Origin of the sequence: Marinobacter changyiensis (assembly GCF_009193265.1) — a bacterium.
GTDB classification, from domain to species: Bacteria; Pseudomonadota; Gammaproteobacteria; order Pseudomonadales; family Oleiphilaceae; genus Marinobacter; species Marinobacter changyiensis.
This window is the reverse complement of sequence record NZ_VZZZ01000005.1, coordinates 209,407-224,736: the sequence shown is the minus strand read 5'-3', so window position 1 is coordinate 224,736 and position 15,330 is coordinate 209,407. Positions and strand designations below refer to the sequence as shown.

The 15,330-nt window shown below is 57.6% G+C and carries 11 protein-coding genes; 5 read left to right on the top strand and 6 right to left on the bottom strand.

Annotation, left to right across the window (positions count from 1 at the left end; genetic code table 11):
- The first annotated feature begins 226 nt into the window (after positions 1 to 226).
- The 5 genes from zapE (at position 227) to F6Y09_RS14445 (ending at position 8,992) form a co-directional block, all read left to right on the top strand.
- Positions 227 to 1,324 (top strand): cell division protein ZapE, encoded by a 1,098-nt coding sequence (zapE, locus tag F6Y09_RS14465; RefSeq protein ID WP_152207642.1) that lies wholly within the window; start codon positions 227 to 229, stop codon positions 1,322 to 1,324.
- Positions 1,325 to 1,353: 29 nt separating this feature from the next.
- Positions 1,354 to 2,538, top strand: a complete 1,185-nt coding sequence (locus tag F6Y09_RS14460; RefSeq protein WP_152207641.1) for a thiolase family protein — start codon at positions 1,354 to 1,356, stop codon at positions 2,536 to 2,538.
- Between the two features lie 278 nt (positions 2,539 to 2,816).
- Entirely contained in the window at positions 2,817 to 4,670 is a 1,854-nt protein-coding gene (locus tag F6Y09_RS14455) for a DUF1302 domain-containing protein (protein WP_152207640.1), read from the top strand.
- Positions 4,671 to 4,704: 34 nt separating this feature from the next.
- Complete coding sequence (locus F6Y09_RS14450) at positions 4,705 to 6,072, top strand: DUF1329 domain-containing protein (RefSeq protein WP_152207639.1); 1,368 nt, start codon at positions 4,705 to 4,707, stop codon at positions 6,070 to 6,072.
- Between the two features lie 205 nt (positions 6,073 to 6,277).
- Positions 6,278 to 8,992: a LuxR C-terminal-related transcriptional regulator gene (locus tag F6Y09_RS14445; RefSeq protein ID WP_152207638.1), complete on the top strand. Its 2,715-nt coding sequence runs from the start codon at positions 6,278 to 6,280 to the stop codon at positions 8,990 to 8,992.
- Positions 8,993 to 9,066: 74 nt separating this feature from the next.
- On the opposite strand, the gene F6Y09_RS14440 is transcribed toward F6Y09_RS14445, so the two are convergent.
- The 6 genes from F6Y09_RS14440 to F6Y09_RS14415 all read right to left on the bottom strand — a co-directional run bounded on the left by F6Y09_RS14440 (position 9,067) and on the right by F6Y09_RS14415 (position 15,329).
- On the bottom strand, positions 9,067 to 9,987 hold the full coding sequence (locus F6Y09_RS14440) for a glucosaminidase domain-containing protein (protein ID WP_152207637.1): 921 nt from the start codon (positions 9,985 to 9,987) through the stop codon (positions 9,067 to 9,069).
- Between the two features lie 126 nt (positions 9,988 to 10,113).
- Positions 10,114 to 10,671 (bottom strand): YfaZ family outer membrane protein, encoded by a 558-nt coding sequence (locus F6Y09_RS14435; protein WP_152207636.1) that lies wholly within the window; start codon positions 10,669 to 10,671, stop codon positions 10,114 to 10,116.
- 179 nt (positions 10,672 to 10,850) lie between these two features.
- Entirely contained in the window at positions 10,851 to 11,048 is a 198-nt protein-coding gene (yacG, locus tag F6Y09_RS14430; RefSeq protein ID WP_152207635.1) for a DNA gyrase inhibitor YacG, read from the bottom strand.
- Between the two features lie 7 nt (positions 11,049 to 11,055).
- Entirely contained in the window at positions 11,056 to 13,416 is a 2,361-nt protein-coding gene (locus F6Y09_RS14425) for a response regulator (protein ID WP_343031135.1), read from the bottom strand.
- Positions 13,417 to 13,521: 105 nt separating this feature from the next.
- The gene (gene tsaA / locus F6Y09_RS14420; RefSeq protein ID WP_152207634.1) at positions 13,522 to 14,253 is read right to left on the bottom strand and encodes a tRNA (N6-threonylcarbamoyladenosine(37)-N6)-methyltransferase TrmO; all 732 of its coding nucleotides are present in this window, start codon (positions 14,251 to 14,253) and stop codon (positions 13,522 to 13,524) included.
- Between the two features lie 14 nt (positions 14,254 to 14,267).
- Complete coding sequence (locus F6Y09_RS14415) at positions 14,268 to 15,329, bottom strand: hypothetical protein (protein ID WP_246180545.1); 1,062 nt, start codon at positions 15,327 to 15,329, stop codon at positions 14,268 to 14,270.
- Position 15,330: the final 1 nt, after the last annotated feature.

The window sequence follows — 15,330 nt, the reverse complement described above, 5'->3', positions numbered from 1 at the left end:
CCTGTGGTTGGCAAAATGGTATTCCTTCAAACCGCAGTATAGCGTCCGATTTCCCTCAGGCCCATGGTCCGGGTGTGAGCCAATCGTCGTATTGCTCTGGCGGCAATGGATGCTCGGAGTCTTCGAAACGGCTACGCTTGAGGCATAATGGCGAAATTTATCAGATTCCGCCACAATATCGCGCCTGAAAATCCTCTGTCGTTCACTCACAGCGAGAATGCTCTTGATGACACCCTGGGAACGCTACCAGCAAGACCTTGCCCAGCAAGGCTTCCAGAAAGACTCAGCTCAGGAAGATGCTGTGCGCCGTTTACAGTCACTGTACGACAAACTGATTGAGGCCGAAAGCCAGAGCCGGAAGACAATGGTGAAACTCCGTCTGAAGCTGAACAAGGGCAGGGAGCAACCAGTCAAAGGCCTCTATTTCTGGGGTGGGGTTGGTCGAGGAAAAACCTATCTGATGGATACGTTTTTCGAGTCCCTGCCTTTCAAACGCAAGATGCGGGTGCACTTTCACCGCTTCATGCAGCGGGTGCACAAGGAGTTAAAAAACCTTAAAGGCCAGAAGAACCCTTTGGAGCATGTGGCCGCAAGGTTTTCGGAGGAAGCCCGGGTCATCTGCTTCGATGAATTTTTTGTCTCGGATATCGGCGACGCGATGATCCTGGCGACACTGCTGGACGGGCTGTTCAGGCGCGGTGTCACCCTGGTGTGCACGTCCAATATTGTGCCGGACGGCCTCTATAAGGACGGCTTGCAGCGGGCCCGGTTCCTGCCGGCGATCGAGCTTGTCAAGAAACATACCGAAGTGGTCAATGTGGACGGTGGGGTGGATTATCGCTTGCGCAGTCTTGAGCAGGCGGAGCTTTACCACCACCCCCTGGACGATGGCGCCGACACCAGCTTGCGCACCAGTTATCACAATCTGGCAGTAGATGCCGGTAACCATACGCTGGACCTCGACATTAACGGGCGCAAGCTGAGGGCCATCAGCCATGCGGACGATGTGGTGTGGTTCGATTTCAGGGAGCTCTGCGATGGCCCGCGCAGTCAGAACGATTACATCGAGTTGGCGCGAGAGTTCCATGCCATCATCATCAGCAACGTGCCGGTCATGGGCAGTACCAAGGATGATCAGGCGCGCCGGTTTGTGAACATGATTGACGAGTTTTATGATCGCAACGTCAAAGTCATCATTTCAGCGGCCGCACCCATTACTGGCCTGTATACCGGCGGTCGCTTGTCGTTCGAATTCGAGCGCACCGAATCGCGGCTGCTGGAAATGCAATCCAGGGAATATCTGGAAGCAGCTCACAAAGCCTGATAAAAATACCGAAACCGAGGACTAAAAGCATGAGTCAGGAAAACGTTGTTATTGTCAGTGGCGTACGTACTCCCATGGGTGGCTTTCAAGGCAGCCTGAGCACGGTCAGCGCCACCCGTCTGGGCGCCATTTCGATCGCCGAAGCGGTTCGCCGTGCGGGTATCGAGGCGGGCGATGTGCAGGAAGTGATCATGGGCAATGTGTTGCCCGCTGGCCTCAAGCAGGGGCCAGCAAGGCAGGCCATGCGGGAAGCCGGACTTCCGGACAGTACCGGCGCGACCACCATTAACAAGCTGTGCGGCTCAGGGATGAAAGCGGCGATGCTGGCCCACGATCTGATCAAGGCCGGAACCAACGACATCATGGTCGCGGGCGGCATGGAGAGTATGTCGAACGCGCCTTACCTGCTGCTTGATGCCCGCAAGGGCTATCGCATGGGCCCGGGTGATACGGCCCAGGACCACATGTTCCTTGATGGTCTGGAAGACGCCGAAACAGGACGATTGATGGGTGCCTTTGCCCAGGATGTCGCCGACCAGAAAGGTTATACCCGTGAGGATATGGACGCGTACGCAATTGGCTCCCTGAAACGCGCCCAGTCGGCCATCAAAGACGGTCTGCTGAAGGAAGAAATCATTCCCGTGACCGTAACTACCCGCAAGGGCGAGGTAGTGGTAGAAGATGACGAGCAGCCGCTAAACGCAAACCTCGAGAAAATCCCGACGCTGCGCCCGGCCTTCAGCAAGGATGGAACGGTTACCGCTGCCAATGCTTCGTCGATTTCTGACGGTGCGTCGGCACTTGTGTTGATGCGTGAGTCCGAGGCTCTGCGGCGTGGCCTCAAGCCGCTGGCTCGCATCCTTGGCCATACCACTCACTCCCAGCATCCCTCCGAGTTTACCTGTGCGCCCGTGGGTGCCATCAGCAAGCTGTTTGAGAAAACCAACTGGACCAAAGACGACGTTGATCTGTTCGAGATCAATGAAGCCTTTGCCATGGTCGCGATGATGCCCATCCGGGAGCTGGGACTTGATCCGGAGAAGGTTAACATCCGCGGTGGCGCCTGCGCCCAGGGTCACCCGGTAGGTTCCACAGGTTCGCGGCTGCTGGTCACCCTGATGCACGCCCTCAAGCAGAATGGCAAGAAAAACGGTATTGCTGCGCTGTGCATCGGCGGCGGGGAAGCAACGGCTATGGCCATCGAAATGCTCTGAAAACCAACTGGTTGCTTTTCTGATTGTTGTCTATAGTGACTCAGTGCGATAGCTCCGGTGGGGTAGGCCGCCGGGGTGGTCTGAATATCACGGGTCACCAAACCTGAATTACGTTTAAAAAGTCGGATGCTCGCAAAATCATACTTTTGACTGATCAAAGCGTCGGACCGGCTTAGCTATAGTGCCAGCATCACGAGCACTGTGTGCGTGAAGCCTCCAACTTCGTTAAGACCAATAACTAGAGCAGCGACTCAGAACAACAATGGAGTAGCCTTCCAATGACAAGAAAAAATCAACAGTGGCAGCAATGGGCCAAATTGCCTCTTGCTGTGGCTATTGCCGCGGGCATATCCGGTCAGGCATCAGCATTTTCATTTTATATGGGGGATGTGGAAGCATCGCTAAACACCACCATTTCAGCCGGTGCGACCTGGCGGACCCAGGATTCCGACCGTCGTCTTATTGCCCAGGGTAACCTCGGCCCCGAATTTGCGAACACCAATGTTGGCGCATCAACCAACAACTATGACGACGGCAACCTGAATTTTGATAAAGGCGACACCGTTTCCAAAATCGTCAAGGGCACGACCGATCTGTTCCTGAGCTACGATGTGAATTCGGACTACCTGACCCGTGTGGGTACCTTTGTTCGCGGTCGCTACTACTACGATTTCGAGCTGAAAGATGAAATGCGTGCGGTCGATGACGTTGGCCAGCGCCGGTCCCTGAACGACGAAGCCGATGACAATGCCTCCGGCGCTGAATTTCTCGATGCCTACGTTTTCTCTGACTGGTATTTCGGTGACACCCCGGTCAGCCTGCGGTATGGCAAGCAGGTTGTCAGCTGGGGTGAAAGTACCTTTATCCAGGGTGGTATCAACACCATCAACCCGATTGACGTTCCCGCCTTCCGGGCACCAGGGTCGGAGCTGAAAGAAGCGCTGCTGCCGGTCGAGATGCTCTATACCTCCATCGGTCTGACCCAGAACGTTACGGCTGAAGCCTTCGTTCAAACCGATTGGGAACCGATCCGCCCGGACGACTGCGGTACCTTCTTCTCAACCAACGATTTTGCCGCGGACGGCTGTGGTCCGGTACTACTGGCCGGCCAGCTACCGGATTCCCAGGCGTTGGCTCAGGGATTCGTAGCTCCGCGCCTGGCAGACCAGGATGCAGACGAAAAAGACCAGTTCGGTGTGGCGTTGCGTTGGTACGTGCCTGCGCTGAATGATTCCGAGCTTGGCTTCTACTACATCAAGTACAACAGCCGGCTGCCGTATGTCAGCGGCACCGTACGGGATGATCGTGAAGGTGAGCGGTTCCCGTCCTACTTCATTGAATACCCCGAAAATATCAACCTCTACGGTATCAGTATCAACACCACAACTCCGGGTGGCTGGTCACTGGGTGCCGAGTACAGCTATCGTGACAAGCTTCCGATCCAGTGGAACGCGTTTGAACTGATTTACGGCGGTCTTCAGCAGGTTAACCCCGAGACTGGCGAGCCGGCCAGTTTGCTGCAGGTGCAGCGGGAAGCGGAAGCCGGTGGCGCCGATATTCGTGGAACACGGGTTGACGGCTATGACAGCTTTGGCGTATCCCAGGCCCAGATGACGCTGATCAAGTTCTTCGATCAGGTGATGGGCGCCAGCCGCCTGTCCTTCATCGGTGAAGTCGGTGCCACCTACGTTCATGACCTGCCAGGTCAGGACGAAGCGCGCTATGGCCGCTCCGGCACCTTCGGTATTGGCACTTTGCCTGGTGGCGCCTGTGATGGCACCGGCGCAACTGGCGCAGCCCTCAACATTAACGCCAGCAACTGTACTCAGGACGGGTTTGTAACAGACTTCTCCTGGGGCTACCGTGCACGTCTGGTGTGGGATTACCCGAATGCCTTTGCGGGTGTCAACCTGCAGCCACAACTGGCCTGGTCCCATGACGTTGAAGGCTATGCGCCACAACCCGGCGGAGCGTTCAATGAAGGCAACAAGTCGATCGGTGTCTCCCTGGCTGGCGTTTACCAGAACAAATATACCGGTGAGATCGGCTACACGAACTTTTTCGGCGGCAAGCCGTATAACGAACTGACCGACCGTGATTTCATAAGCGCGAGTGTCTCTTACTCGTTCTGATCGGGCCTGAATTCGTTTAACGAGGTAACACTAAATGAAACTGAACAAGAAACTGATTGCCACGGGGGTCCTTGCGGCCTCCCTGTTCGCTGGCAACGCTTTCGCTGCAGTATCAGCTGAAGAAGCTGCGAAGCTAGGCGACACCCTGACGCCGATGGGCGCTGAAAAAGCCGGTAACGGCGGCGCCATCCCTGCCTGGGATGGCGGTATGACGGAGGATCAAATTCCGGCAAGCTATAAAGGTGACGGCATCTACGTCAACCCGTTTGCCGATGAGCAGATCAAGTTTACGATCAACCAGAGTAACGTTGATGAGTATGCGGACAACCTGTCCCCGGGCCAGATCGCGATGATCAGGAAGTACGATAAGTACGTGCTTCCGGTTTATGAAACTCATCGCACCTCTACCTATCCCCAGGAAATCATGGATGAAACGGTAGAAAATGCGACGACGGTCGAACTGATTGCCGGTGGTAACGGTCTGAAAAACTATCAGGAGGCGACACCGTTCCCGATTCCAAAAAACGGCCTGGAAGTGATCTGGAACCACATCACCCGATACAGGGGTGGCTCTGTCACCCGAAATGTTGGTCAGGCAACTCCGACCGCTGACGGCAATTTCAGCATCGTGAAGTTCCAGGACGAACTGACCTGGCGCGCCTCGCTGGAGGATTATTCTCCAACGGAAGATGAGAACGTCCTGTTCTACTTCAAGCAGGCCATCACCGGGCCTGCACGGTTGGCCGGTAACGTATTGCTGGTTCACGAGACCATTGACCAGGTAAAAGAACCACGCCGGGCATGGGTCTACAACGCCGGTCAGCGCCGTGTTCGTCGTGCTCCCCAGGTCGCCTATGACGGACCGGGTACAGCGGCAGACGGCATGCGCACCACAGATAACTTCGACATGTTCAACGGTGCACCTGATCGTTACAACTGGGAGCTGGTTGGCAAAAAGGAAATGTACATTCCGTACAATTCCTACAAGCTGACAGACCGCAGTCTGAGTTACGATGAGATCATCAAGGCTGGTCATATTAACCAGGACCTCACCCGATATGAACTTCACCGGGTGTGGCACGTTCGCGCTACATTGAAAGACGGTGAGCGCCATATCTATGGTCAGCGTGACCTCTACATTGACGAAGATTCCTGGCAGGCCTCGATCATCGATCACTACGATGGTCGCGGTGAGCTCTGGCGCGTTGCCGAAGCCCACAATATGTTTTTCTATGATGTCAAGGTGCCTTGGTACGCCATTGAGACCCTGTACGACCTGTTGTCTGGCCGGTACCTCGCACTGGGTCTGACCAATGAAGAGCAGAACCCGTACCAGTTTGGTGTGGAGTACAATTCAAGAGACTATACCCCTGCGGCCTTGCGCCGGGCAGGTACCCGATAAAGCGGGTACTCGCCAGAAGTGCATTAACGTGATTGAAAAGCCGGCGCCTTGCGCCGGTTTTTTTGTGCCCGGAAACCTGTAGTTAGGCTGGAAAACTGACTTTTTTCACCGATGTTTTGCGCCGGGCATGTGGTTTGGTTTAATCTCCCTCTCGTAGATAGGCGTATACGACTAAAGCAGTAATCAAAACAAAACGGGGCCAAGATTGAAACCATTTGACGAAGGCTGTGCAGCCAACGACGAGTACTTGGCGTTGGCCGGGGGAGCGCAGACCGGAGAATTGATCTGGGATTTATTACAACACCGCATCAAAACGCCACATGGCTCCTCAGATTGGCGTATTGAACGCGTCCAGGTCGCCAAAAAGGTGAATTCCGCACTCCTGCCGGGCAAGATACTGCATCTTGAAGCACCTGCCGGCTACGGCAAATCACAGGCCTTGTGCGATGCCGTGGCTGACCGTCCTTCCGGGTCGGTCAGCTGGATTTCATTGACGTCCCAGGACAACGATCCCTCCAGGCTGCTGGCGTTGCTTATGCTCGCACTGAAGCGTCCGGAGCTCCGGCACCAGTCCCTGGCCAAGCCAGTTTCCGGGTCTTTGACCGATACCATGACAATATTGCTGTCTGGCTTCAGGGCAACGGATTACCCGGGTGAGTCGCTGGTACTGGTACTGGATGCGACGGATGTACTGGTGACCGCGCCGGCATTGGCTCTGCTGGAGCAACTCATGCAGGAGCTGCCCCCGGCGATTACCCTGGTGCTGATTTCCCGTCGTCCTTTACCGATTGAGACCCACGTCTTTGCCCTGGCGGGTCGCTTTCATCGTCTGACCATGGAAACTCTGGCCTTATCCCGGGGGGAGACCCACGCGTTTTTTGATGACTGTGTGGTAGCTGGCCACCTTACGGTGCTGGCAGTAGAACACCTTCATACGCTGACCGAAGGCTGGTTAACACCGCTGGCCTTGTATCGCCAGGAACTGCTCGCATCCGACAACGAACGTCTGCCAATCCAGGAAACCCAGAGCGTGCAGCGCTTCGTTCAGGACTCCCTGTTCAGCCGGTTGACCTCCGGACAGCAACGCTGTCTGTGCCTTATGGCGGAGTTTGAGGTTGTTTCCGACGATCTGTTTTTCCACATTGCCGATGCAGCCTGTGACCGGGGGTTTTGTCCTTCGGCAGCCTCCGACAGCGGTTTGCCGCTCTACCCGGTATCCGGGCGGGGGCGCTGGTTCCGTTTTAATCCGCTGGCACGGGATTGGCTGGTCAATCGTGGTCTGAGCGGTACCAAAGCGCGCGCCGGTGTCGCCAGCCACTGGTTTGAAGCCCGCGCAGATTTCTCGGAAGCGTTACGTTACGCCTTGATCAGCAACGATGTTGAGCACGCCCTGTCGATCGCTTCAGAGGGGTCAGAAGCACTATTGGTAAGCCAGGATACCGCCTCGCTGCTCAAGCTTCGTCGCAACCTTCCTGTCAGCCTTATCCGTCAAAGCCCCCGCTTGCGGGTGGTTTATGGTTGGGTGCATGCGGTTGGCGGCCAGTTTGAAGAGGCCCGCAAGCTGATCGAGGCGTTGTCCCATGCGGATGAAGAACCTCTCCATGGCCGGCTATCCGCGTTGCGGGCGTTTATCTTGCGGGGCGAGGGCAATGTCCACGAGGCGCTCCGGGAGGCCGATCAGGCCATTGATGACCCCGGCCTGACGTTGCACGCGCGGCTGATCGCCTTGCTGGTGCGCTCAAGTGCGCTTTGCGCCGATGGCCGGTTTGGTGAGGCCCGCAGCGCAAACAGAAATGCCTCCAGGCTGGCGCGGGAATCCGGCGATACCGGTTGTGAGATGCTGGCGGTGTACGATCATGCCCGAATCGAATTAGGCAAAGGTTATTTGCGCCGGGCAGAGCTGCTGTTGAGGCACGGTCTGGACGCCGCCATGAGTGACCCCAACCGCCCACCCCGTATCGGCGAGGGCCGGCTGCAGCTCAGCCTGGCCCTGGTGCTCTGGCATCAGGGCCGCAATGACGAAGCCGAGAAGCTGCTGGTGCACTGCGCCCGCTATGCAGAACAGAGCCGCGATCTGGCTTTTCTGATGGCGATGGCCTTGCGCACGCTGATTGCGAAAGCCCGGGGACGCATGGTCGAGGCATTCTCCTGGATCGGGCAGGCGGAGCGCACCATGCAGATATGGCATGTGGATGACGCCGTGTATGTGCCGGTGCTGGAAGCATTGAAAACCACCTGCTGGCTGAGCCAGAACCAGCACGAAAGCGCAGAGCCCGCACTGCTCAAGCTGAAGGAGTTCCGGAGCCAGCAGCGGGTACCGGAGCTGTTCCCGATGTTGCCGGGTCTGCTCGACACTCTCCAGGTTCGGTATGAGCTGGCGAGCGGCAAGCTGTCTGGCGCCCAGCCAGAGCATAACCGCTTGCGGGAATTACTGGGGACGTCATCACAGCCGTTCGGCATACACCTGTACGGGGATCTGCTGGATGCCATTGCCTACCATCAGGCGGGCAAACCAGACAAAGCCTGGGGCCGCCTCAAAGCCGCTATTGCGAAAGCTACGGAGGAGCATTACCTGAGTCCGTTTGTGGAACTCAAACAGGAGCTGGTGGAGCTGATCCGGCCGGCGTTGCAGCGCTTGCCGGATTCGGGATTGGTGACTTCCCTGAAAGCCATATTCGAGCTTAATGACGGGGCACCAGTGCCGACGCGCTCGGCACCTCCGCTGGCAGAGCCGATCAGTGACCGTGAGCAGGGCGTGCTGGAGTTGATCGCTATGGGTCTGTCAAACCAGGATATCGGTGACAGGCTGCATATATCCCTGCACACCGTGAAAACCCATGCCCGACGCATCAATGCGAAACTGGAAGTAAAATCCCGGACCCAGGCGATCGTAAGAGCCAGAGAACTGGGTTTGCTCTGATCAAGAGTCCGTGGGGCGTAGGGGGTTAACACGTCCGTAGCCGCTAGAACCCAAGAGGCAGAAAGCGTAAGGAGTTAACCCTCCTTGCCCGCTTTTGCTAAGGTCCCGCGGCTGGTAAGCAGGTCCGCTTCGGAAGTTGTCGAGAGCTCCATCAGCGTAGATGGGTCCGCGCCATCCCCGACTTTGCCACGGTATTGCTTATCGTAATACGCCAGGTTGTTGTACCGGATCATGCTGCGGATTTCTTCCACATACTCGGCACCACGTTCGGAGTAGCTGATCAGGCCCTGGGCCAGGGCATGGCCGGTCACGTTACTCCCGCCCTGGCGGAGCTGTTCACGGGTAGTGCGCAGCCCATGGTAGGCCGGGTGCCGGTTCAGGTTCTGGATGTAGGATCGGATGGACTGATAGGGCGCCTGGAAACTCGCCACTTCGTGACTGGCACCTTGCACCCGGCTTTCAGGCACCAGGCCGCAGCCTTCGGAAAAACACCACTGACCAAACAGATTGTTTCCGCTGCGGGCAAACCGCGAAGTGCCCCACGCGGATTCGTTGGCCGCCTGGGCAAGAATCAGCGACGGGGGAATGGCATCCAGCCGGCGGGCAAGCATGTCGAACATCTCGGCACTGCCGGGGGCCGCATCCACGCGCAGGCGCTCGGACTGCTGCTCAAGCCAGCGTAGCTCCTCGGCGGTAAGTTCCTCTTTCTGACTCAACGCCATCAGATACTGACGCTGGATAAGAATCCGGGCATTGGCGAGGACGATGCGGGGGTAAAGAAACGAAAAGAAAGCGGCCTTTTTTTCGGTGGTGTCACCGTAGGTCGTAAAATCCGGCAGACTCGCGGTAGCCCACCCCGGCAGCGCTGGCAGAGTGCTCAGCGCAATATCATCCGCATCACTGTCATCCATCGGAGCAGGGCTATAAAGAGCCCCCGCAAGACCAACAAAAATCAATGGTAAAACAAACCCTAACAGCCGGATTCCCGCAGTCATAAAGCCTCTCATTCCTGAACACGTGGCCGCAATTGTAACAGGTTATACGCTGTATTCAGTGATTGGCTCGTTTCCCGGAAGGAGCGGTTTCAACCGCGACCCAAATTTCGCGATAGGGTCAGAGCTTCAGAAAAACAACTTCATGCCAACCATGACGCCTTCATCCAGATTGATGTCACCACTGCGGTCGTCCAGATCGGTGTTCAGGTAGCGATAGCCACCAAACAGCTCAGCGTTGCGGATTATGCGGTAGCTGGCACGCAGCTCGAGGCTGGTCATGTCTTCGGAATCGCCGAACGAGAGAATGCTGGGGGCGTAGTGCAGGGCGCCATGCAGAGACAGGCCAGGTACCATCGGAATGTTCACCGTGCCGAAACCGCCCAGGCCGATCGCGCCGCCATCAAGGCGATCATCGTCCCAGCCCAGCGCACGCAGGCCGAGGCCCGCTGTGGCTGGCAGGTTGCCCAGTGCAGTGCGGCCCTGGGCATGAAAATCGACATTGCCGATATGACGGCTGCCTTCGTGGTAGGTATAACCTGCGCCAAACTGCATGTCGGCGTTGGTATCAAGGAAGTTCACCTGCCCCTTGACCGAATCATTGGTCAGCGAGAGATCAAAATCGCTGGCGAATACCGGTGCGGCGGCGAGCGATAGTACGATAAGCGGTACGCGGGAGTACTTCATTTATTACCCTTATTCTTTGGATGGTTCGCGGTGGTGACCGGTAACTGATAATCGGCAGTAAATAGTCAGTAAACAGTTACCGAACAATATGATAGCGGGCGCGGATAGCCCGCTCAACTTACATCTCGGTAAGTCTGGCCTGAGCGCTTCTTTCTATGGCGTCCATGGCTTCAATGCCCTCAATGACTGGAATGGTCGGTTTCCTCACCACCCTGATCAAGATCATTCGGGTCCGCGTTTTCTGCGGGTACCCGATATTCCTCGTTCGCCCAGGCGCCGAGGTCTATCATTTTGCAGCGTTCTGAACAAAATGGGCGATATTCATTACGTTCCACCCATTCCACGGGTTTCTTACAGGTTGGGCAATCGACAATCATGGGCTGTTCAGGCGTCTCTGGCTGGTGATTTTTGACAGTACTGTTCCAGCACTGCCCGCAGCATGTCCATATTGACCGGCTTGGCCACGAAGGAGTCCATTCCCGCACGTCGACAGCGTTCCTCGTCCTCTTCCATGGCGCTTGCCGTCAACGCGACCACCGGCACCGGGGGCAGGCCTTCAGCCTTTTCATATTCCCGCAGGCGCCGGGTGGCCTCAAAGCCGTCTACTTTGGGCATCATACAATCCATAAAGATCAGATCAAAGCGTTGCCCTTGCCAAAGGCCGGATGCGGCTTCTCCATCGTTGGCGGTGGTCACATCACAGCCAAGCTTTTCCAGGAGTCGACGGGTGAGGGTGCGGTTGACCGGATTATCCTCCACCAGCAGCACCCGCATGCGGCTGCAGGGCAGGGCGTTACCGGGTGGCTGAGCGGTGCTGGACAGCAGGGAGAACCGGGTCAGGAACGAGCGCTCACCATGGGACGCATCCACAAACAGTTGATGCAGAATGGACATCAGGCAGGAATCCCGCAGGGACTTGCTGAGGTACGCATCGGCCCCGGCCTGGCGGAAATGTTCGGCATCACCCCGTTGCGGGTTAGACGACAGAATCAGCGTGCGGGTCTGTTGCCAGTCGGTGTTGTCATGGATCTGCTGGCACAGCAGATCGCTGTCCATATCCGGTACGAAGCCATCGAGTATCACGGCATCGTAGGCCTGGCCGTTGTCCGAGGCCTGGCGCAGCATGGTCAGGGCTTCGGCGGCGGATTTGACGGCGTCAATATCGACCTCGAAGCGGGACAGCATTTCCAGGGTGATTTTCCGGGACAACTCGTAAGAATCCACCACCAGCACCCGTTTGCCGCGGATCATCCGGGTATCCGGGCGAATGCGCGTGGCTTCGTTGGGTGCCGTTGGCAGTGACACTTCAAGCCAGAACGTTGTCCCTTCACCCGGGCGGCTTTCGACATCCAGCCGCCCGTCCATCAACGTTACCAGTTGCCGGCAAATGGTAAGGCCCAGACCGGCCCCCGGTAACTGGCGCTGGAAGCGCTGACCCAGCTGGACATAGGGCTCGTAAATCAGCGGCAAATCGTCGGCGTTGATCCCGACCCCGGTATCTTCCACGGCAAGTCGCAAATGCACCTCTTCACCGTCCCGCCCCATCACCTCGATGCTGACCAGCACATGGCCGGAATCGGTAAACTTGATGGCGTTGGAGGTCAGGTTCAGTAAGATCTGGCGCAGCCTGACCGGGTCACCCCGCAGGGCAAAAGGCAGGTTCTCGTCGACCCGGAGTTCCAGGGCCAGGCCTTTCTCCCGGGCCCGCCCGCCCAGCATGGTGACCACATCATTGAGGGTTTCTCTCAGATCGAACGGAATGCTGTCCAGTACCAGTTTGCCGGCTTCCATACTGGAAATGTCCAGCAGGTCATTGATGATCGCCGCGAGGTTTTCGCCGGCGTGCTGCAGGGTGTGAACGTACTCCTGTTGCTCGGGGTCGAGCCGGGTATCCTCCAGCAAGCTGGCGTAGCCGAGCAGGGCCTGCAGCGGTGTCCGTAGCTCATGGCTGACGTTGGCCAGAAACAGATTCTTGGCCGTGTTGGCCCGGACGGCCTCGTCACGCTCGCCCCGGGACTGCAGGCTCGACTCGCGCAAAGAGCGAGCCTCTTCCAGCAGCTTCAGGCGCACGGTATTGAGAGCCTGCTCTATCTCGCTCAGTTCATCCGGTATGTTCGGCTCTCGGCGATTGAGTTTCAGCGGTTCGATCAGGGCGTCCAGATTGAGCCGGGTGGTGTAGCTCGCGATGGTTTCCAGATGCCGGGACAACATCAGTCGCACGATCACCAGCAGCCCGAAGGCGCCCAGCAAAACCACCAGCGACTGGAACAACAGCGTCAGCAGGGCACGGTCGAGAATGTCCTGGTGAATCCGCTCAACGGAGGACACCAGCGTCAGCTGGCCCAGGGTTTCCGGTGGGCGCCCCGACCCGGTGCGGTCAAAAATCAGTGGATAATCATGTTTGATGACCCGGCCGGCGGGGTAGTTACCTGCGCTGAACTCTTCACCGCTGGCGGTGGTAACGCGGGCGAACTGGATAACCGGGAAAGCGAGCAGGTCCTCAAGGCTGGTGCGCAAGTCGGTGAAGTTCATCAGCCAGATGTGATTGGTCAGATTGTTGGCCAGTATCTCCGCGGCTTTTTCCTGGGTGTATATCAGGTCGTCCTGGCGGCGATCAAACTCCCCAAGCATCTGCAGGCCTGTCGCTATAAAAGAAAGCACCAGGCTGAACAGCAGCACATAGATGAGCAGGCGAGCGGCGAGTGGGCGCACTCCCAGCTTTTTTACAATGGACGGCAGCGGCAAAGCACGTCTTCCCTGTGTGTTGGCAATTCCGGCTTTCGGTAGTTCAGTCGATAGTAGGATCGCCAGTTTAACAGACTGGCCCACCGACTTTCATCGCGGAAGGTCTTATCCGATAGTCAATACTTCCACGTGCCCGGCAGTGAACCGGAAACGCACATTGCAATCATACAGGTGCGCGCCGTAAATACGCTCTTCTTCTCGACCGCGCCGGAAGGAGGGCCGGGGGTCGTAACTCACCACATCCTCGATCAGCGCCCGAAAATCCGGGTAGTCACTGGCATCAAGAGCCGCGAGTTGCTGTTCCGCCTCGGCGCTAAAACTGACCGGCATGCGCTCATGGGGGGGCGATTCTGCCCAGCCTATCCGGGCGTCGGGCAGCGCATCGGCAAATGGCAGGTAGGGCTTGATATCAAGAATCGGGGTGCCGTCGATCAGATCGTGTTCCCGTATGCGCAATATCAGTTGACCGTCCCGCCGGCTCAGCCCCTCATTGCACACCACCGACAGCCCCAGGCTGTTGGGCCGGAACGGCGACCGGCTGGCAAATACCCCGACCTTGCGATTGCCACCAAGTCGTGGCGGCCTCACCACCGGTCGCCATTCTGCCCGGATCGCTTGATGGAACTGAAACGTCAGCCAGAGGTGACTGCAGGATTCCAGCCCCCGGAACGCATCTTCGCGATCAAACGGCGACTGAATGATCAGATCGGCCCAGGCATGACGGGTCAGCCCGGGTTGCCGGGGTACGCCAAACTTGTCCTGAAAGCACGAGCGGGTAATCGCGATCGGTGTGAGGGTCAGTGCCTCGGCGGACGACTTTGCGATATGTCGGCTCATTGAGGGATGACGGCTCATAGATCCAGGTTGCCAGAGAAATAGAGCTCCAGCCGGAAGACCACGGAAGCGCGATCCTTGAAACTGTGCTCCCGGGGAAATTCAATGGTCGGGATGATTTCGGCATACAGCCAGTCTTCATACAATCGGTAGCGGTACGTCAGGTCCGCAAACACGTTGGTGGTGCGCCAGCTCGGGTTGCTCTCACCCAGAATGCCCAGCCGCGGATTCAGTTCCGCCCGGTTATTCAGCTTTTTGTAGAAACTGAACACCTGGGCCAGCTCGAAATTGCGGTCCCTGTGCACCCACGCGGCCTCGGAGGCGCTGAGAAAACGCCATCCATCGAACATCAGCCGGTCAAAACCCAGCCAGCTGCGTTCGCCCCAGCCGTCCACGTGGAAATAGTAAAACCGCTGGTCAACCGTGGCACGCCAGTGCTGGTCGAGTTGCCAGCTGCCTTTGGCACGGGCCCGCCAGAACGCATCCGGCGGAAAGCGCAGGCGGGCCCCGACATCGTTGGACAGGTTAATCGAGTCGCCAAGCTCGGAGAGATACCGGAAGGCGCCGGTGGCCTCGGTGTCCGAGCGTTGATCTTCCGTCAGTTGGCGATCACGGCGGCGTTCACTGAGGGGGATGAGCTCGTCGCTCTCGCTTTCAATCACCAGACGAAGCTTTTCTTCAACCGTAGGAACGTCGAGCCTGAAGCGTGCCTCCGGTTTGAACTGGGCAAGTTCACTATATTCGGACTCCGCAGCGAAGCCGATACGCAGATAACTCTCATTATTCGGCGCAGCCCGAGGGTTGCCCGACAAGGTTCGGTCAGCCCATTCCCCCAGCCACTGCACCCGCTCGGATTGCGGGTCGTGCTGGCTCAGCACCCAGCTTGAGAATTCCGTCCAATAGGAGTCCTCGGGTTCAGCCCAGTACTCATCCGGATGAAAGTCATAAAAAGCCGGTGGCAGGGATTCGACCGTCAGATCGGTGTGAGCATCGGGCATGAGAATGAGCGACTCAGCACAGCTCAGAGCGGGCAGCAGCAGCAACAATGCCGGGATGTAAACTGAGAAGAGTGGGCGCACT